The 19197-nt window shown below is 55.2% G+C and carries 13 protein-coding genes and 1 pseudogene; 4 read left to right on the forward strand and 10 right to left on the reverse strand.

Going from position 1 to position 19197, the window contains the following annotated elements:
- Window positions 1–29: 29 nt before the first annotated feature.
- The 6 genes from M4951_RS13030 to M4951_RS13055 form a co-directional block, all read right to left on the reverse strand.
- Window positions 30–812 (reverse strand): SDR family oxidoreductase, encoded by a 783-nt coding sequence (locus M4951_RS13030; protein ID WP_262022088.1) that lies wholly within the window; start codon window positions 810–812, stop codon window positions 30–32.
- 151 nt (window positions 813–963) lie between these two features.
- Window positions 964–1755 carry a GntR family transcriptional regulator gene (locus M4951_RS13035; RefSeq protein ID WP_262022089.1) on the reverse strand — a complete coding sequence of 264 codons (792 nt, stop codon included), beginning with the start codon at window positions 1753–1755 and terminating at the stop codon, window positions 964–966.
- Between the two features lie 529 nt (window positions 1756–2284).
- Window positions 2285–3613, reverse strand: coding sequence for an NRAMP family divalent metal transporter (locus M4951_RS13040; RefSeq protein ID WP_262022090.1), 1329 nt, complete (start codon window positions 3611–3613; stop codon window positions 2285–2287).
- Window positions 3614–3646: 33 nt separating this feature from the next.
- The gene (locus M4951_RS13045; protein ID WP_262022091.1) at window positions 3647–5260 is read right to left on the reverse strand and encodes a sialidase family protein; all 1614 of its coding nucleotides are present in this window, start codon (window positions 5258–5260) and stop codon (window positions 3647–3649) included.
- A gap of 93 nt (window positions 5261–5353) precedes the next feature.
- Entirely contained in the window at window positions 5354–6340 is a 987-nt protein-coding gene (locus tag M4951_RS13050) for a DUF1559 domain-containing protein (RefSeq protein WP_262022092.1), read from the reverse strand.
- Between the two features lie 65 nt (window positions 6341–6405).
- The gene (locus tag M4951_RS13055; RefSeq protein WP_262022093.1) at window positions 6406–6837 is read right to left on the reverse strand and encodes a hypothetical protein; all 432 of its coding nucleotides are present in this window, start codon (window positions 6835–6837) and stop codon (window positions 6406–6408) included.
- A gap of 451 nt (window positions 6838–7288) precedes the next feature.
- Between M4951_RS13055 and M4951_RS13060 the strand changes: the two genes are divergently transcribed.
- A complete protein-coding gene (locus M4951_RS13060; protein ID WP_262022094.1) occupies window positions 7289–8353 on the forward strand; it encodes a 2-dehydro-3-deoxygalactonokinase in 1065 nt (354 codons plus the stop codon).
- Window positions 8354–8368: 15 nt separating this feature from the next.
- Window positions 8369–9010, forward strand: coding sequence for a bifunctional 4-hydroxy-2-oxoglutarate aldolase/2-dehydro-3-deoxy-phosphogluconate aldolase (locus M4951_RS13065; protein ID WP_262022095.1), 642 nt, complete (start codon window positions 8369–8371; stop codon window positions 9008–9010).
- Window positions 9011–9178: 168 nt separating this feature from the next.
- On the opposite strand, the pseudogene M4951_RS13070 reads toward M4951_RS13065, so the two are convergent.
- Both M4951_RS13070 and M4951_RS13075 read right to left on the reverse strand, forming a co-directional pair.
- Window positions 9179–10762 (reverse strand): annotated as a pseudogene (locus tag M4951_RS13070) (MDR family MFS transporter); the annotation flags it as partial.
- Window positions 10759–12303: an HlyD family secretion protein gene (locus tag M4951_RS13075; protein WP_262022096.1), complete on the reverse strand. Its 1545-nt coding sequence runs from the start codon at window positions 12301–12303 to the stop codon at window positions 10759–10761. The pseudogene M4951_RS13070 and the gene M4951_RS13075, both read right to left, overlap by 4 nt.
- A 258-nt stretch (window positions 12304–12561) precedes the next feature.
- Here M4951_RS13075 and fdhD point away from each other — a divergent pair, with 258 nt between their 5' ends.
- Together fdhD and M4951_RS13085 are read left to right on the forward strand one after the other, a co-directional pair.
- Window positions 12562–13413 (forward strand): formate dehydrogenase accessory sulfurtransferase FdhD, encoded by an 852-nt coding sequence (gene fdhD / locus M4951_RS13080; RefSeq protein ID WP_262022097.1) that lies wholly within the window; start codon window positions 12562–12564, stop codon window positions 13411–13413.
- Window positions 13414–13455: 42 nt separating this feature from the next.
- The gene (locus M4951_RS13085) at window positions 13456–15831 is read left to right on the forward strand and encodes an FdhF/YdeP family oxidoreductase (protein WP_262022098.1); all 2376 of its coding nucleotides are present in this window, start codon (window positions 13456–13458) and stop codon (window positions 15829–15831) included.
- Window positions 15832–17356: 1525 nt separating this feature from the next.
- Here M4951_RS13085 and M4951_RS13090 read toward each other — a convergent pair.
- Both M4951_RS13090 and M4951_RS13095 read right to left on the reverse strand, forming a co-directional pair.
- On the reverse strand, window positions 17357–18535 hold the full coding sequence (locus M4951_RS13090) for a cupin domain-containing protein (protein WP_262022099.1): 1179 nt from the start codon (window positions 18533–18535) through the stop codon (window positions 17357–17359).
- A gap of 49 nt (window positions 18536–18584) precedes the next feature.
- Entirely contained in the window at window positions 18585–19070 is a 486-nt protein-coding gene (locus tag M4951_RS13095; protein ID WP_262022100.1) for a Dps family protein, read from the reverse strand.
- Window positions 19071–19197 lie beyond the last annotated feature (127 nt).

The following is a 19197-nucleotide window of genomic DNA, read 5'->3' on the forward strand; positions in this document are numbered from 1 at the left end:
GAAGCAAGTACGCAACAAACGCTCGCCGCTTATCCTCCTTCGGCGAAGCTGGGATAATCGGTCATGCCGCCGTCAATAAAGATGGTGCGACCGGTTATATAGGATGCGACGTCGGACGCCAAAACCACGGTCATCTTGGCAATTTCCTGCGGCTCACCGATCCGATTGAGCGGAATCTTCGTCAGCAAGTCTTTCCGTTGCTCAGGGTCGCTCCAGACCGGCTTGTTGATTTGGGTCTTGATCGCGCCAGGCGCAATCGCCAAGACGCGAACTCCGTACGGAGCCGCTTCCTGCGCCAACGTCTTCGTCATCATCGCGACGCCCGACTTGCTCGCGGTGTATGCGCTATAACCAGACCAAGCGATCTCTTCATGGACCGAACTGACGCTAATCACCACTCCGTTGCTAGCCGGTATCATTCGTTTCAACGCTTGCTGAGCGCAATAGAAAGAGCCCAGCATGTTGACTTCAATCACCTTCCGCCAATCGTCGGAATCGATCTCCCAGCTCATCACCCGCTTGCCGTCGATGCCGGCGTTGTTGATCAGGATGTCGATTCCACCGTAAGAGCGATCCAGCTCTTCAAACATCTTCTCCACCGCCGACGGATCCGAGACGTCAGCTTGAACCGCGATGGCCTGGCCGCCCGCCTCGGTGATTTGACGCACAATGTCGGCCGCAGCATCAGGGTGCGAGCGATAGTTGACCACCACTTTGGCCCCAGCGGCGCCAAGCTCTACGGCGATCGCAGCCCCAATCCCAGAGCTTCCGCCGGTCACGAGGGCCCGTTTTCCATCGAGTCGGATTTCCATACATTCCTCTGGGGGTTGGCGAAAGATTCGTTTCCTGCACTGTAGCGCCGAACTTGGCGGTTGTCGCTATTATAGGGCGCAGCGTGGAACACGGTGGTAGAATAGAGATTGCGTAGCGGCCTAGCGTTTGCAGTTGCAGAGAACGTCCCAGCTATTCAAGGGACTCCGAAGCCGGCGTGCCGATCACCGCTAGTTCTTCACAAACCGATTGCAGTAGATTGGTCAACTCCGGCGGCGCTGGCTGACGTGGGGTTTCCGTCGTTCGACTCTTTTGCAGCGCAACCAGAGCGTCATTGCGACTTTGACGGATATGTTTTCGCATCCAGTATTGCGCCTTACGTGCGTTTTTTCGCTGAACTTCACGCGAAACGCGCGCATGCAATAGCCAAACCCAGGCCAAGTGCCGTAGCGTGCGTTCGTGCGTCGAATCGCCGAACACATAGTCGCGAATACGGCTGTCGGTAACAATCTTCATAGCGAATTGGTTATTCGCCGCTCGCAACAGCAGTAAGTGGAACTTGAGATCGGAGACGAGAAACTGCTTCAGCGCGTCGCCGGTCATCACCTTCTCGCCCGAGTCACGCAGCGCCGAAATGGCCGCATGCATATTGTCGCATTGCAGTTTCAGCTCGGTACGCTCTTTGACGCTCATCCGTTTTGTCGCTCTGACAACGGCTTGGCACTCTAGCGCCTCGCGCACATCGAACGCGTCCAGCAGTCTCTTGCGATCGGGTCGGGCGATATAAGTGCCGCTGCCCACGACCTGATACAGAAAACCTTCACTCTCTAGTCGGCAAATCGCTTCTCGAATCGGCGTTCGGCTAATCCCGAGCTTTCGGGCAAGTTCCGATTCCGAAATCCGACGATCACCCGACAACGAATGATCCAACATGCATTGCAAGATGCGCTGGTAGGCGACGGCACTGAGCGAAACGGAGGACATGCGAATTATGCCGTAAAAGCAGCAGATTGGAACATTGCAAAAGACCGTTACGGAATCGTAACAGGATTTCTATCGGCACGGTTAGCCAAATTTCGATCGACGCTCCAGTTTATCGTCACGCGATACAATCGCGCGGGGATATCCTGGGAACACCTTTCCATTCTCTTAATCGATGCGTACCGGTATCCTGCTGTTTGCGTTGTCCGCCTGTCGCGGTCGTACGACAAACGTGAGTGAAGGACTCGGTGCGTGCGGGCCTCTTCTTCACCGCAAAAACGAGAAAGGCGCAGCCATTGCTCTGTACCTGAATACCAGACCATTACTCTGTATACAGACTATTAACTTGCAAAGTCAAGAGAATTTCCTTGTTTTTCAGCGGTTGTATTGAATGTGACGCCCTTAAATTATCAGGGTTTATCCTGCGTCAGGCGAGTATGTTTTCTACGCTCGGTGCTCGCTTGTGAAAAGAAAAATAAAATCGGAAACCCACTACTGATTATTTGGTATACAGAAAAAGGAAGTCGTCAGCTCAATTCAAGAGCGCCTGAAATTGGCCCATAATCGTGACGCAACCGGTGTAGGTGATCAGTAGAGAGAAGAGAAATGCCGCGGCCAGGCCGGCGTTCAGCAAATAACCGGCGCGATGCTCTCGCATCAGATCCTTGCGATTCACCAACACGATCATTGCGCCGATGCAGAGCGGCAGGACAAAGACTCCGCCGATTTGACTGACGATCTGCGCTTGGACCGGATTGAATCCTAACAACGGAACCGTCAGGCCAATCAGACACGCGACCGCCGATAAGATGCGAAACATCGGAGTGGTCGTTTCCAACTTGCCGTTACGATAGTCGGCGATCAGCAGCGGCGCAACCATGATGATGGGAAACAAGGAGGAGAGCCCGGCACTAAGCGTTCCCGCGAAAAATAAAATCATCGCCAGTTTTCCGGCGGCCGGTTCAAGCGACTTCACCATATCCATGACTTGTTCGACGACCTGCCCCTGCTGATGCAAAGCGCCGGTCGCACTGGCCATCACCGCCAGACTGACGATAAACATCAAGACCGCGGCGGTGATGCTGTCACGCGATTGATCGCGCAAATGATGAATGTCCCACCCTTTCGCTTTGACCAACAAAGGGCGGACCACAAACGTCGCCGCGGCCATCGTGGTGCCGACGATCGCCGGCACCAACACAAACGCACCCTTTTCGGTGGGCAAGTGAAACATCAACCCGGCGATAAAGTCTTCAGGCGCCGGCAGCACAATCAACATCGAACCTAGAAACGTGATCCCCATCAGCGTGACAAAGAAGACTAGCACCTTCTCAAAGAAGGAGTAGGTGCCCACCCACACAAGCGCGTAGAGCGCACTGACAATTCCCATCGCAATCAGTACGCGCGTCCAATAGTCCGACAACGCGATGTCGGGGAAACGCTGATGCACCACATCACTAATCATCGAGGAGCAAAGCCCCAAGATCCCCATGATCGCGCCATATTGGGCCATCACCACCCCCGCGACCACCAGAACGGCGATCAACGGACCTCCTTGGAGATGCGTGCGAAAGCTGTGGATGGCCGTTTCGCCCGTCACGACCGCATAACGACCGAACGCCTCCATCAAGACGCCCATAAAAAAGCAGCATAGGAGCAGCAGCCAGAGCAGGTCGAGTCCTAGCATCGAGCCTGCTTTGCACATCGTGGTGACGCTGCCGGTGCCAACCGTATAGCCGATGCAAAAAATGCCTGGGCCGACAGCAAGTACGACGCTCCAGAAGCGCGTCAGCAGCGAGCGTTTCGGTGGTGGCGTTTCGGTAGTCACGGGAGCAGGGCGCATCGGATCGGGGACAATCATCGCTGGCGAACTTTCAAAAAAACAGGCGCCGCATCAAAACAAGATGACTCCCCATTTACCCAGTTCCAGCGTCTCTCCCTCTTTCAGATTTTTTTGATAGGTCGTGCAAACATTGCCGGGCGCATTCGTCTCAGAAAAGAGCAGAAACTCCGGCAGCTTCACCTTGGTGAACCCTTGCTTCAGCAGGTCGGTTGAAAGACTATCACCATTGCGTCCTTCAGTAGGCGTGACCACCAACACGACGCCGGCGGCGGTGCACTTGACCGATCCTTTGTCGATCGACGATTGCACAAACCTCTTTCCCGCGAGCGTCTTCGGCAGTTCGTGCAACGTGTAGTTGCGATCGGTGAAGAGTTGGGCGCCCAGCTTTAGCGGTTGAACTTCGCCAACTTGAGGACGGATCTCCGCAGCCGATGCGGTGCTGAGCGGCGCTCCATCGTCGTTGGACGCGAATTCAATTTTCACCGGTTTCGCTTTCGCGGCTTTTTTCACATTCAGACCTGTCGCCTGATTGATCACCACGCGCATCCGCACGTCGTCGCTGACCGGCTTCTTCGCCAGCACGTCCGCTTCGGTAAAAGTCGTCATGTAAATATACTTTTGACCGCGGCGATCATAGTCGTAGGTTAGATAGACGACCCCATCTTTTGACTCGGCGCCATCAGGGTAGGATACGCCGGATCGCTCATCGAGCAGCAAGCCCCCCTCCCATGATTGTCCGTCGTCTTTCGAGAGATAGGCGGTCAAATGCGAGCGGCCTGTCTTTTCGTGCAACGGTCCATGCTTGACCAACAACAGGTTGCCTGAGTGCAGACGGCGGATGAAAAAGCGAGAGGCCGTGTGTTGGATGTTCCAAGGGGTGACCGGCGTCCAGGTTTTTCCCCCATCGGTTGAACTACTTTCGCCGATGCCGTAGCTTGTGCGAACCAACTGCCAGAGTTCTCCATTCTTCCGCTGGACGATCATCGGTTCATCGCAATTGCGATCTTTCGCCTCCGGCACGTTGGCTGTTCCGCGTAGAGACCATGTTTTCCCTTGGTCGGTCGACGCGACAACGCGACAACTGTGGTCGCGACTCCAAATTGCGGTCGGCAATAGCCAATCGCCGTTGGCCAGCGCGGTCGGTTTGCACATCATGACGCCGCTGTGGATCAGCTGCGGCGTTGACCATTTTGGCTGTGCGTCATCGGGGTTCTCCGTCGTCATTGCAAAGGTGAACGGATCTCCCCCGCCGCCGCGCGTCGCCTGGCACCAAAAGAGCCAGAGTTTTCCAGAGGGATCGACCCACGGACAAGGATCAAAAGCGCGAACCGGTCCCTCCTTATCAGGATCGATCACCACTTTGTTCTCGGACCAGGTTTTTCCTTCGTCATCACTGGAAACCAGCAAGATATAGTTATGGCGATCTTCCGTCACTCCGCCGCCGTACCAGGTCGCCCAGAGTCGCCCGCCGGGTGATCGCTCGAGACCAGAAATCCCTTGAAACATTCGGACCGCATCGTCGTATTCGGAGTCGGGCGCAAAATTGACGGTCGGCGCGATCGCCGCCGGTGATGACTTACTCTCTTCGGCGAACGCCCAATTAGAAAACGTCCCCCAACAGGCCAAGAGACAGACGGTTCGAAAACAATGGGTTTGTCGTTGCATGAGAATTCTCGTCGAGGATGTCGGTCCCCCTCCCTTCGAGAACACGAAAGTTGCGTGCACGAAGAAGGGTGACGAAATACAGGAGGGTCAGGTCTATGGCAGGGTTTTCACCTTGCCGATGTTGCGCGCCGCCAATTGATTATAAAGATCAAAGTTGATCGTCTCAGGGATAAACCGGACCGATCCGTCTCCCAAGAGAAAGTTGCAGCCGCCCGGATGTTGACTGGCGAAGTTGGCGTCGTAGTTCCCCCAAGTCCCGAGGATCGGTTGGTTCATCGGAGACGCCGTGTTTCGCGAGGTAAAGTGACCCCACAAATATTGCGGACCGTCACTGGTTGTTTTACTAACGCCGTCAATGAGCGTGTTGGAGGCATTGCGATATTCTTGCGTTCGCTTTTCACCGATGGCGAAGGTGTTGGTTAGTCCATCCGTTACGGAGGCGAACGTCAATTGTCCCGGCTTGGTCCATAACTTGCCGCTCGACTCGTAGCGAGGCATGACGAACATCCCGTTACTCTTGGTTGAGCTCAGGTCGGCATGTACATGGCTATACGTCCCGTCTGGCAATTCCCCGCCGCCGACAAATGCGTAGTCCCCTTTATGACGATCTTGCCGCGCGGACGAAAACGAAGTATCGGTCTTCTCGCCCGACCGCAGTGAAGGACAAAAATAGGCGGAAATCGGCTGCGTGTTCTGTTCGACAGACTTGTTGTCTGCGTGTTCAAAGTCTTGATAGCGATTGTACGAATCGTGCAGCGCTCCTTGCTCGATATAGGGCAACAGCACGACCCAACCGCTGAATCGACTATACAACCATTCACTCGCAGGGGTCGGCGAAGTCGAAACGCGTTGCGGAAACGTGTTGGCCGGAATCACGCCAAATGTGTCGTGAAAGTTATGAACGCCGAGTCCGATTTGCTTCAGATTGTTCGTACACTGCATCCGTCGAGCCGCTTCGCGCGCTTGCTGCACCGCCGGCAACAGCAGTGCGATCAAGACTCCGATGATAGCGATCACCACCAACAGTTCCACTAACGTAAAACCATAGTATTGTTTTCGAGAGCGATAGTTGTTCCGCATGGGAAACTCCTAAGCAGATAAACGAGGAGAAAAACACCGAGGAGAAGATAAAAACAACGCAGCGACTACAGATCCAAGTCGATCACTTCTTTTTCTTTCGCCACTTTGAACTGCAACGGGGTCGTTTGCAGACTCGCGTATTTTTTGGGGGTCAACAGCTTTGGCTCGTGATAACGAGGATCCTCGGCTTGGATATCACCCGATTGTTTCTCGTACCATTTGACGATCACTTTGTACTCGGCCGGCTCGGCCTTTAGTTGGTAAGCGCCATCCGGCTGAATGTTGGCGCGAATCGGAGGCAAGTCGGCGTTCAACGGATTAAACAGAATGACGCCGCCATCAAGCGGCTGGCCGTCGAATGTAACCTTCCCTTGCACATCAGAGCCTACATCCGGTTGGCTGCAGCCGACGGCGAACAATAAAAAGACCACAAGCGACCAACCACTGATCTTTGTCGGCAGCGTCTGATTGGAAAAAGTGTTAACGACGCCTTGCATGAGAAGCGCTCAAAAAATGGAAACTCGTGGCTGACTGGAAAACAGTGCTGTTTCCCCCAAAAAAGCGACGCAATTTTTGTCAAGTCAGGGGGGCTGAAGAGGCGAATACAGGTCGTTTATCACGTCATTTGGCTGACTGCGGCAACCCGTCGCCTCTACCTGTATACAGGTACTGCGGCCGTCTCGTCAACACTATTTCTAAAAAAACTCCTTTTTCCAGTAGATCTAATTCGGCTTAGAATAAAGTAAAAACCGCTCTAAATGACGACATGTGTCATTAATACAGCCATTCCAGCTTTGGGGTGATTGCTAACGAAGGAAAAGGTTGACCTCCAAACTTTACGCCTGTATACATGTAATTCATTCGAGCATTTCGACTGACGGTCGGTAACGCTTGGGTAGCGTTATCGACTGAGTTAGCGATGTTGACTTCTCTTACCGCGCGGTCTCGATGGCTCCATATTTTTTCAATTGCGATTGGGGGACAAGTCACTTTCGTTTGCGCCTCGTGCAAGCTGCTACGGGAGCGATCGTTTTCGAACGAGCGTCTGCAGAAGGAGCCGCCAACTTGGCGAAGAGCACTTCGCAACTCGAACGCGGCGCCCACTACGCGAAAGTCCTGAGCCGTCATGTCGACGCGGTCGCATCACAGATCGCGATCGATGCTGAACAGACGCCGATCTTGATTTCCGGAATGGCGAGCTCCTCGATTGGTTGGAGCGATCTTCCGTATGCGATGCTCCCCTTTCGCCTCGATGGTTCTGACCTGCCATGGCGAAAACTCGAGCCGATCTCGGGCCATCCGCTCTATCTATTCTCAGGCGTTCGCGCCGATTGCGACGTCATGCGCGGCGAAGAGATGGAAGCGATCGGATTGGGAGTACTCACTCCCGATCTGCTCCAGACGTCGCATCCAATCTGGCTCGTGTTGCCTGGCACGCATTCGAAGCATCTGTGCATTCAATACGGTAGGATCAATGACTTCCGTACCTACATGACCGGCGAGTTGTATCAGTTGCTGCAAGAGCAAAGCTCATTGCGACATTCTCTGCCGCTAGAGCGAACGATCGCATCCCAGCCATCAGCGTCTGAACAAGCGGCGTTTTGTGCTGGAGTCGAGAAGGCGCGACGCGGCGATCTAACCAGCGCCATATTCCAAGTCCGCGCAAAACAACTCCTGCATGGGGATGAAGCTGCCGTGAGCGCCGCCCTGTTAAGTGGGATCATCATCGGCGATGAGCTTGCGGCGCTTGCCCGTCTGCGCACTGACGATAGTTCGATCGTATTGTGCGCCGGCGCCACGTTTCATCCGCTCTATCGACAAGCGTTGGAGGTGCTGGGATTGGGAAGAGTCGTCAAGGTCGTCCCGCCGCGCGATGTGGATCATCTTTCCGCACTCGGACAGTGGAAGCTGTTTGAGGGGATCAATCGGGCTACACGTAATCACGATCTGGATTCGCCTGTCTGGCCCAGCGCGATCCCCTCCCCTGCTTCTTTCAAACCGACCTCCATGTAAGCGACCAACCGCCGTATGACTGGCTTATTTGACTGGGAACGTTTTCAAAAGTTGCCGCTGGTTGGAATCTTACGCGGGTTCGACCTCGCCGCTTCGCACGCAGCGGTCCAATCTGCCGCATTAGGCGGACTGACCACCGTAGAAATAACGTTGAATTCGCCTGATGCGGCGAGTCAGATCGAGCGGCTTCGCGATGAATTTGGGGATCGGGTAAACGTAGGCGCCGGAACCGTCTGTACGATCGAAGATGCTCATCTGGCGATCCAATGCGGCGCGACATTCATCGTCACTCCTATCGTCGATGGTGATTTGATCCAAGTCTGCCGCGACGCCGATGTTCCGGCCTTTGTCGGCGCGATGACTCCCAGCGAAGTGTTTCAGGCCTGGAAGCTGGGCGCAGCAATCGTCAAGGTATTTCCGGCCGACGTGCTGGGGCCCGCCTATCTGCATAGCTTGCGTGGTCCGCTGCCGCAAATCTCACTCATGCCAACCGGAGGCGTCACCGTCGAAAGCTTGGCGAGCTTTCATCGGGCCGGCGCGATCGCCTTTGGGATTGGTAGTCCCTTGTTCAACGCCCAACGAATTGCGGCCCAAGACTGGGACTGGATTCAGGAGCAAGCGACCCGCTTTGTCGACGCCTATCGAGCAGTCGCTTAGATCGAGCGGCTCGTTTGTTGGGTCGCGATTCGGTTTCGCAGCAGAAGCCGGCCGATCATAACCGACGTGAGGAGCGGTGAACTCGCATTTTGCCACGATGTCTTTATGCGAAGTTGCGCTGGGCGACTTGGCGGCGACGCTACGTTTCATCAACAGAACCAGCCCGATCAATAGCAGAGCGATAACGGCAAACAAATAAAAGTCGTCAAAATAAGCCAGCGAGGCCGCTTGGCGGGCACGTTCATTGGACAACGTCTGCAGCGCCATTTTATCGGCAAGCGCCGAATCTCCGCAAAGCTTATAGAAGTAGGCGTGGGCATTTTCCAAATATTGGTTGACTGCCGGGTTTAACGGATCGAGAAACTCGCCTATTCGGCTGGTATGGAATTGTTCACGGCGAACCTCGATGGTCTGTGCTACCGACGTGCCGACGCTCCCTCCTTCGTTTCGCAACAAGGCGAACAAACCGACGGCAGCGCCCCGTAAATTGCGTGGAATGTACAAGAACGCGGCGACGTTCAGCGGCGCGAAGATCATCGAGAGCCCAATGATCATCACCACCCGCGGCCAGACTGCTTGCCAAGGGCCGATCGCCAGCGTCATGAGCGACATCCAATAGCACCCAATCGCAATCAAGCCCAAGCCGCAGGTAACGAAGATCCGCACATCCCATCCGCGCGTAATCAGCGGTCCGACAATCAATATCGTCGCTACAGCAAAAATTCCTGACGGTGAAAGGACCAAGCCAGAAGCGAACGCATCATAGCCAAACAAAGTCTGCAGCAGATTCGGCAATGTAGTGCTAGCGGCGTACAGCACGCCGAATGAGGAAAAAATAACCAGGGTAGAGATCAGAAAATTGCGCTCGGCCAACGGCCGAAAATTGACGACAGGATCGGCGATCCGCATCTCATACCAAAACAGAAACGCCAGCCCGACGACAAACGCAATCGCCAGCGTCTGAACGCGCCAAAAGGGATCGCCAAACCAATCCCACTCTTGTCCCTTACTCATCAATACTTCCCAGGCAGAAACGGTGATCGCCAAAACGCCCAGTCCCATGCCATCAAAGCGCCAGCCAGCTTTGCGATGCTCCGCCGTCTCCAACTTCAAGTAGGGAGGATCTTCCAGCACCGCCCAAGCCGCCAAAGCGGCGAACGCTCCGATGGGAATGTTGATATAGAAGATCCAGCGCCAGTCGAAATTGACCGTGAGATAACCGCCGAGCGTGGGGCCAATCACCGGCGCAATCAACGCCGCGACGCCAAACACGGTCATCGCCGAGCCCTGTTTTTCCTGCGGAAACGCATCCAATAACACGCCCTGACTCGACGGCTGAAGTCCTCCGCCGGCCAGACCCTGGAGAATGCGAAAACAAATCAGCTGCTCCAAGCTGGTCGCGAAACCGCACAAAGCCGACGCGAACGTAAAGACCACGATCGAACCAATAAAGTAGTTTCGACGCCCGATCCGAGATGACAACCAACCCGAGATCGGTAAGATGGTCGCATTGGCGGCCAAATAGCTGGTAATGACCCACTCGCTGTCGATCACCGCCGCCGAAAGTCCGCCAGCGATATAGCGCAGCGCGACATTGGCGATCGTCGTGTCGAGCACTTCCATAAACGTGGGGATGACCACGATCGCTGCGATCACCCAAGGATTGACCGATCGAAACATCGCCGCCGAAGCGGACGCCGGTGAGCCGCCGGCCTTGGTCCCAGGCAAAAGGGAGCGAAGTGCGCCGATCATTGCGCTTCTCCTGTGGAGAGCGGCGTCCGCGGATCCCCCTGCGGCAGATCCTCTTTGCGCAACGGCAACTCAGCCGGCGTTTGCAGCATTTTCCCCGCATTCGGCCCCGACGACGGTTCTTGATAAAACACGTACGGCGTGACCGACAAGCCGGCGAAGAGAGGAGCTTCGTCCGGATCATAATCCAGCAGATCTATCCGCACCGGCAGCCGCTGAACAATCTTCACAAAATTGCCGGTCGCATTCTGCGGCGGCAGTAATTCTAAAGTCTGCCCGGTCCCCATCGTAAAGCCGCTGATTCGCCCCTGGAATGAACGCTTGCGGCCATACATATCGACATGCAAATCAACGCGTTGACCGATTCGCAGATTGATGAGTTGCGTTTCTTTGAAATTGGCGTTGACCCAGATTTCGGTCAGAGAACGGACGGCCAGCACGCTTTCGCCGCTTTGTACAAAGTTGCCTGGGTTCACGTTCCGCCGTGTGACGACTCCATCAATGTCACTGACGATATTGCAATACCGCAAATTGAGTTTGGCCAGATCCAGCTGACGCTGCGCTTGCAACAACGCCGCTTTGGCTTGTTTGATTGCCGGAGCGTCGGCGATCAGCTGTTGATAGATCGCATCGAGATCGCCGCTGACGTTCAGATGGAAGAAGTCATCGATCGCCTGTTGGGGAGTCAAATCCCACGACTTGGGCCGATAGCCGATCTCAGCGATGCTTTGCATCAGGTTGGCTAACGTTTCACGAACGACCGAAAAGTTCTGATCCAAATCGGTAGGCACATCCAGCGGGTTCGCCTCGTTGATCGGCAATCCCAGCGACGAACGCGTTTGTTGAACCACTTCTTTTGCGCTATCGACACGACTCTGGGATTCGGCCAACTGAGCGGTATAAAGGTCGAATTCGGACTGCGCGATCACATTGTCGGTCGCCAATTTGCGATTCCGATCAAAGTTGCGCTGGGCCAGCATCAGGCTCGCCTCTTCCACTTTTGCTTGTGCGACATTCGATCGCAGTACCGCAATCTGGTTGCGCACGCTCTCCATCGCATGTTCTAGCGCAAATCGATTACTGCGCGTCTGTGCGACGATCGCTTCGACTTGTGCTTCAGCGGCCGAAAGGTTGGACTCGGCGACTCGTACTTGAGCTTCTTTGAGCGCTACGTCGGTTTCATAGGGCTCCGGATCAATCTGCAGCAACAGATCCCCTTTCCGTACCCGTACGTTGTCGTCCACTAGCACATGCATCACCTGACCAGAGACGCGCGGCGCCACAAAAGTAACGTGGCCATCCACATAGGCGTCGTCGGTCGAAACCGTTTTCAGCGCGAGCAAGATCCAAGGACCAACCAACCAAACGCAAACGGCCGCCGCCACCATGATCGCGACCGATCGCACCCAAAAGCGGCGCCGCTTCCAGAACGGGGCTACCGTTTGAATTTCGATCGTTCGGGGAGAAGCGACAGTCGGCGTTTCTTTCACGGCCTTTTGCTTCACTTCGTCATTGTCTGCGGCGTTTTTTTCCGTCATTTCCATCTGTTTGCCTCGATTAGGGACGTGGATGCAATCCTGGAAAGGGAGCATCCAAGCAACTGCATCTCATCCCCCGTCTGTTGGCGGGGAAGCAGAGATTGCCGTCTCCTTGGAGCTTGTAAAGTTAGGCGTGAGCGTCAGACAAATGCGACTACTTTTCCGATGTCCAGCGATTCCGCTTAGCAACAGCGGGGATGGCGCGCGGTTTTGCCGTGAAGCAGAGCAGTGAATGGCCCGATATCTCTAGAAAGTAGAAATCGCATGATTTCCCACTCTGATGAAAACATGCCGATCGACCGATCGGTTTCACCTGTCACCGTCACCCGTATTTGCGGCGTCACGACGCAACCCGAGGCCGATCTTCTAGCGACCGAAGAGCCGCTCGAAATTCGCATCATCTATCATCTAGAAGGTCGGCGCAAACAGCAGCCGATCTCGGTCACCATGCGAACTCCAGGCGAAGACGAGTCCTTAGCGGCCGGCTTCCTGCTGACCGAAGGAATCATTCAGCGCGCTGACCAAATCGAAGCGATCCATGCTTGCCGACATGGCAATGTGATCCGCGTTCGCCTCCAAGCCGACGCGACGATTGATTTAAGCAAGCTGCAGCGGCACTTCTATACCAGCTCTAGTTGCGGCGTATGTGGAAAGAGCTCGATTGACGCGGTCCAAACAATCATTCCCTATCCACTGATTAGCCAATATCCAGTCGTAGAAAGCGAAGTTGTTCGCCAAGCGCCGCAGCGGCTACGGATCGCTCAGGCCGTATTTGAAAGAACAGGCGGTTTGCACGCCTGCGCACTTTTTAATACCTCTGGCCAACTATTACGCATGTCGGAAGATGTCGGACGGCACAACGCAATGGACAAGCTGATCGGCGGCGAACTGCGAGCCGGCGCCGAACGCTTTCGCGACAGCATGGTGTTGGTCAGTGGGCGCGCCAGCTTTGAACTCGTGCAAAAAGCGCTGATGGCTGGCATCCCCATCCTCGCGGCCATTGGCGCTCCTTCTAGCCTGGCTGTGCAATTGGCGGCCCAGCACGACATGACCCTGATCGGTTTCGTCCGTGCCGATCGTTTCAACATCTACTGCGGCGACGAGCGAATTTGCTAGCGCAACCCCAGCCCAGCTCATCCGATCCATAAGGAGCGTTTTGTGATCCAAAGTTCAGAATCGACCAACAACGTCAACGGAATCGTTCTGCACAAGGCCCTGCCCGACAATGGACATGGAACGATTTGCTTGATACCGACGCGACCTGAACCCAAGCTTCGTCAACGGCGCCCCGAGAGCAAAGCGACCGGACTACCAGCCGTAGCCAACAGTTTTCAGTATGCCATCCGTGAAGCGGGGATCGTTCGCGGGACGCTTCCTCTCTTGCAACTCAACCAGAAAGATGGCTTTGACTGCCCAGGCTGCGCTTGGCCCGATCCCGATGGAAAACGCTCCGCTTTTGATTTTTGCGAGAACGGCGCCAAAGCGGTCGCACATGAGTCCGATAGCCGGCGAATTACGGCTGATTTCTTTGCGCAGTATAGCGTTGCGGAGCTATCGACCTACTCCGATTATTGGCTAGAGCAGCAAGGCCGCCTGACCCAACCGATGGTGCTCCGCGCTGGCGCTGCCCATTACGAGCCGATCCAGTGGGACGAAGCGTTCGGCATGATCGCGACTTCGCTTAATTCTCAACAATCGCCCGACGAGGCGTCGTTCTACACTTCTGGTAAAGCGGTCAATGAGGCGGCCTTCGCTTATCAATTGTTCGCGCGCCAATTCGGGACGAACAATCTGCCAGACTGCTCGAACATGTGCCACGAGTCGAGCGGGTCGGCGCTGACCAACACGCTTGGTTTTGGCAAAGGGACGGTTACGCTCGAAGATCTGGAAAACGCCGAATTGATTTTTGTGGTAGGCCAGAATCCCGGCACCAATCATCCGCGGCAATTGACGGCGCTGCAGCATGCGAAACGAAAAGGAGCGAAGATCATCGCGGTAAATCCGCTGCCGGAAACCGGATTGATCTCGTTTATGAATCCTCAAGAAGTCTTGGGCATGCTCGGAGTCGCGACGAAGTTGGCCGATCTTTTTCTTCAGGTCAAAATCAACGGTGACGTTCCCCTATTCAAAGGGATCTTGAAAACGTTGGTCGAACGTGACGACGTGCAACCGGGCGCCGCGATCAACTGGGACTTTGTGCATCAATACACGACCAACATGGATGATCTGCGAAACAGCGTTCGCCAGGCTCCGTGGGAAGACCTTGAGCGATTATCAGGCATCTCACGCGAGCAGATGAGCGTCGTCGCCGATTGGGTCTGCAAGACCGAACGCATCGTTATTTGCTGGTGCCTGGGAGTGACGCAACATCAAAACGGCGCCGGAAACGTCCAAGAATTGGTCAATCTATTGCTGCTTCGCGGAGCGATAGGAATGCCGGCCGCCGGCGCGTGTTGTGTTCGCGGTCATTCGAATGTGCAAGGAGATCGCACGATGGGAGTTTGGGAGCGAGCTGCGCCTGAATTTCTCGATCAACTCCGCGATGCGTTTCAATTCGAACCGCCGCGCCACCACGGATTGGATGCACAGCGAACGGCGAAAGCGATGCATAACGGAAAGATCAAAACGTTCATTTCCTTGGGCGGCAACTTTTTGATGGCCCTCTCTGACACGCAGTTTACGGCCGAGGCGCTGCAGCGCGTTGCTCTGACGGTGCGAATCGGCACCAAGTTAAATCGCGCCGACCTGGTGACCGGCAAACAAGCGCTGCTGCTCCCTTGTCTAGGGCGAACCGAAATCGATTTTCGCTTGATTGATAACGTGGTGCACGAGCAATTTACCAGCACCGAAAACTCCATGGGAGTCGTGCAATGGTCGCGCGGACGGTTTACGCCGGCGTCCTCCTATTTGCTGGGTGAAACCGAGATCGTCTGCCGCATTGCCGCGGCCGCATTAGGCCCCCAAGCAAGCGTCGATTGGCAGGCCTGGGGTCAAAACTATGATCATATTCGCGCCGGCATCGCCAAAGTGATCCCCGGCTGCGCCCACTACAACCAGGATGTCCGCAAGCCTGGCGGCTTCTATCTTCCCAATCCGCCGCGCCAGCGCATATTTCCGACGGCGACCGGCAAGGCGCTGTTCACCGCCAATGCGTTGCCCGAGCGGAAACTGGAACCGAATCAGCTTTTGCTGACGACGATCCGGAGCCATGATCAGTTCAACACGACGATCTACGGGCTACATGATCGCTATCGCGGCATTCACAACGCGCGTCGCGTCGTGCTCGTGAATGTCGCTGACTTACGTCAACTTGGTCTGATCTCCCAGCAAAAGGTGGATGTCACGAGCCATTTTGACGGCCAAACGCGCACCGCCTATCAGTTTACCGTAGTCGAGTACCCGATTCCCCCAGGCTGTGCCGCGATGTACTATCCCGAAGCGAACGTATTGGCGCCGATCGATGCGACCGATACGGTGAGCAATTGTCCCGCGTTCAAGAGCATGGTGATTACGCTGGCTGCAAATCAAGCGTAGCGTCTGTTTTGAAGCTGCACGGACCTCTTCCAGCGCTGGCAAACCGCATTCGATACCACTCCCCAGTTCTTAGCCCCAACGCGGCCGGGCCTAAGAGCTGGGGAGTGCTCGGTTCGCACAGTCAGACTAGGCGGGATGGCCATCCCGCAGGACTGGAACACCCTCGTGAAAAATGGACTAGAGCGGTTTCCTGCTAGCTGCCCCATTTTGATTTTCCAACGATTGAAAGTGAAGACGGTGCTGCGCGGCGTTAGCCGCGGTTTTTGTCTCCAATTTTCCGTCGACAAAGAGTTCCTGTCAGAAACCGCGGCTAACGCCGTGCGGCTGATTTTGGGGGAGAAGCTAGACGACAGGGGACTCTTTGTTCAGCTTGCTGAAAACCGCTCTAGCGTGGATGTTGGATACGGCGAAGCGCCCCCTTCTCTCCAATCAACTTGTCGCTTGACAAAGCGCACGGATACGTGGTCGATTCCTGGTTGGACCAATAGAACGCAGCCTGAGTCGGCGATCACGGTACGCGCGATTCCTTGCGCACAGGGCGATGGGACCGTGGGACATCCAATTTGCAGTCCGGTCCCATCGACAACCCGGAAAAATTGCCAGTCCGGTCCAGTCAGTGACGAGACGCTCGCCCAGTTTGGATAGCGGCAAGAGCCTGGCGTCCGATGGAGAGCTCAAGTTGCCCAGCTTAACTTTCAGGCAAGATGGGAAAGACGTACGAAAATTTGGAGCGCTGTCCGGTCCAGTCCAACGATTCGGCAGGGACGCTAAGTCTGCCCAGATTAACGCACAGGCAAAGTGGGGTGTTTCGATGAAAAAAAACGCGTGCGGTCCGGTCCAGTCCAACCGTCTAATCCAATGGTCTGACGTTGGCTTCTAAAGCGCCCAGTCTACCACGCAAGCAAAGTGAAACAGTTCGACGAAAAAAAACGGGGCCAGTCCGGTCCAGTCCAACCATCTAATCCAATGGTCTGACGTTGGCATCTAAAGCGCCCAGTCTACCATGCAAGCAAAGTGAAACAGTTCGACGAAAAAAAACGGGGCCGGTCCGGTCCAGCCGGAGACGAAGTGCTTACCTGGCAGGGATAGCCGCAAGAGTTGGACGCCTAGCGATCAGCCGGGACGTCTGTTCTTTGACAATTTGGATTTGCCAAGATGGAGAGATCCGAACGGAGTTTTCGTGCGCTGCGCGGCTGGCTACACAGAGTGGGGCGGCTGGCGTTTCTGACCAACCATGCGTCTAGAAAGGGGGTGGCGCATCGCCTGATGACGGATGCTTGATCAGAACGAGTCGTTCTCTGCGGCGATTCCGACGCTGACGGACGAAAGGAGGATTCCCAGTGAGATCCAACGACACGCGGTTATCGCCAAGGAAGTCTGCATTTTCGGGATCCTTGTGCGTTCTAGAAAAAAAAATCCTGGGAGCAAACGCCAAAGGATTGCCGAGCTGATCACCAAAAAACGCTCGGCGACGTCCTTGAACGTCGCCGAGCGAAATCGAAATCAAGGTTGCACGTCAAGTTAGTTATTCTGCAATGAAGACATCTTTCTTCGGGAATTTGTCAAACAACGTCTTCGGCCTGCTGAAGTTCGTCGCCAAGACGTCGGTCGGATTGCCGGCGATCCATTGCGAAAGATCGATCTTCTCATACGTGCCGGAGTTAAATCCGATCAGGATCTTCGCCTTCTTGTCGCCGACGTTTTCGATTGAGTGGCCATAACCTTGCGGGATATATCCGGCGTCCCCCTTTTCCAAGGTTTCGGTTCGGAATCGTCCGTGCGAGCCGAACATGGTGACGCTGACGTTACCGTCGATCACGTATTGCCATTCGTCGGCGTTGGGATGCCAGTGAAGTTCCCGCATTCCCTTTGGCTCTAACTCAAGGTAAACGCCGGTGACCGTCGTGGAGATTGGAAAGCGTTCGGTATCAACGCGCCATTCGCGCCCCCCTTCAAACTCCGAGTGCGGCGGTCCCGCCAGAAGTTGGTGCTTGTGCGTCAGCGGCGGAATTTGCAATCCTTGCAGCGGCACGGTTGGCGTTTGCGGAGGTTGTTCGCCGTGAGCAAAATAGACCTCCTCTTTGGGGAAGTCTTTGAAGGTCGATTCCGGCAGGCCGAAATTTTTGGCCAACAGCGGCGCCGGCACGTGCCCCATCCAATCGCTGATGCTAAACGTGCCAAATTCCGAGAAATAGCCGTTATCGAAGATCAGGATGAAGTGGCAAGCCTTGTTCCCCAGACATTCCAGCATATGGCCATGACCACGAGGAAAGAACCAAACGTCACCCGGCTCAAAATCGTTCGTTTCAGCGTAGCCATCCGGCTGAATGACCGTCGTTCGGACGTTTCCTTCCAGCACAAACGCCCACTCGGCGGCTGTCGCATGCCAATGCAGTTCGCGCATTGCGCCCGGCTCTAGACGCATCGATACGCCGGCGATCCCGGTCGAAATCGGCAGTTGCTCAACGGTCACTTCCTTGCCAAAGCTGCCGCCGATGACTTTCCCCTTTGACTTTTCCAAGGCGAACTTGAACGTAGGCAGGTCTTTGCCCGCAAGTAGCGGCGCTGGAATGTTGTTCATGAACGACGGATCGCCTCCCAGCGCTTCTTCCTGTTTTTTCACGGCGCCGCCCAACGCGGCGGCGGCGCCAATCGCTAATCCGGCGGCGCCGGCAAAAAACTCACGTCGTGGAAATTCAGACATCGATCAACTCCAGATTTAAGAAAGAACGTTTCTAGCACAATGGCGCGAATCAGGTTCGCGGGACGTCTCGAATGGTCTCGGCCAAGAACCAGACGCGGCGCTGCGTTTCGTCAATCCAGTTTTCGATCAAGCTGGCTGTTGCAACGTCATTGTATTGATCGCAAACGGCATGCGTCTCTTCTAGACGCTGACAGAGTCGCTTGTTGTCGCCGCGTAGTTCGTCTAACATTTTCGCGGGCGCGACTTCAGCCTCGTTGTTTTCCGTCAGTTGACGTCGCCTCGCGATTTCTTCGATCGAACGGATCGTCGGTTGCCCCAATTTGCGACAGCGTTCGGCCAGATCGTCAACCATGGCGAAGATTTGTGCGGCGTGATCATCGAACATCAGATGATATTCGCGAAAGTGGGGACCGCTGACGTGCCAATGAAAGTTCTTGGACTTCATAAACAGTACGAAGACGTCTGCCAGCAGATCGTTGACCTTCGCCGCAATTTCTTCATCGATTGTCGCCGCTCGCGTAGTTGTGGTTTGCACGATTGCATCCTTGGAAAAGTTCGGATGTAGTAAGCGGAAGTCGACGCAACTTTTCCAGCATAAGTACGTATGTACTGGGCTGGCTCACGCGCGTTTGGGCTTCTGAACTACTGAGCGAGAACGTAGG

The organism is Blastopirellula sp. J2-11, from assembly GCF_024584705.1.
GTDB lineage: Bacteria > Planctomycetota > Planctomycetia > Pirellulales > Pirellulaceae > Blastopirellula.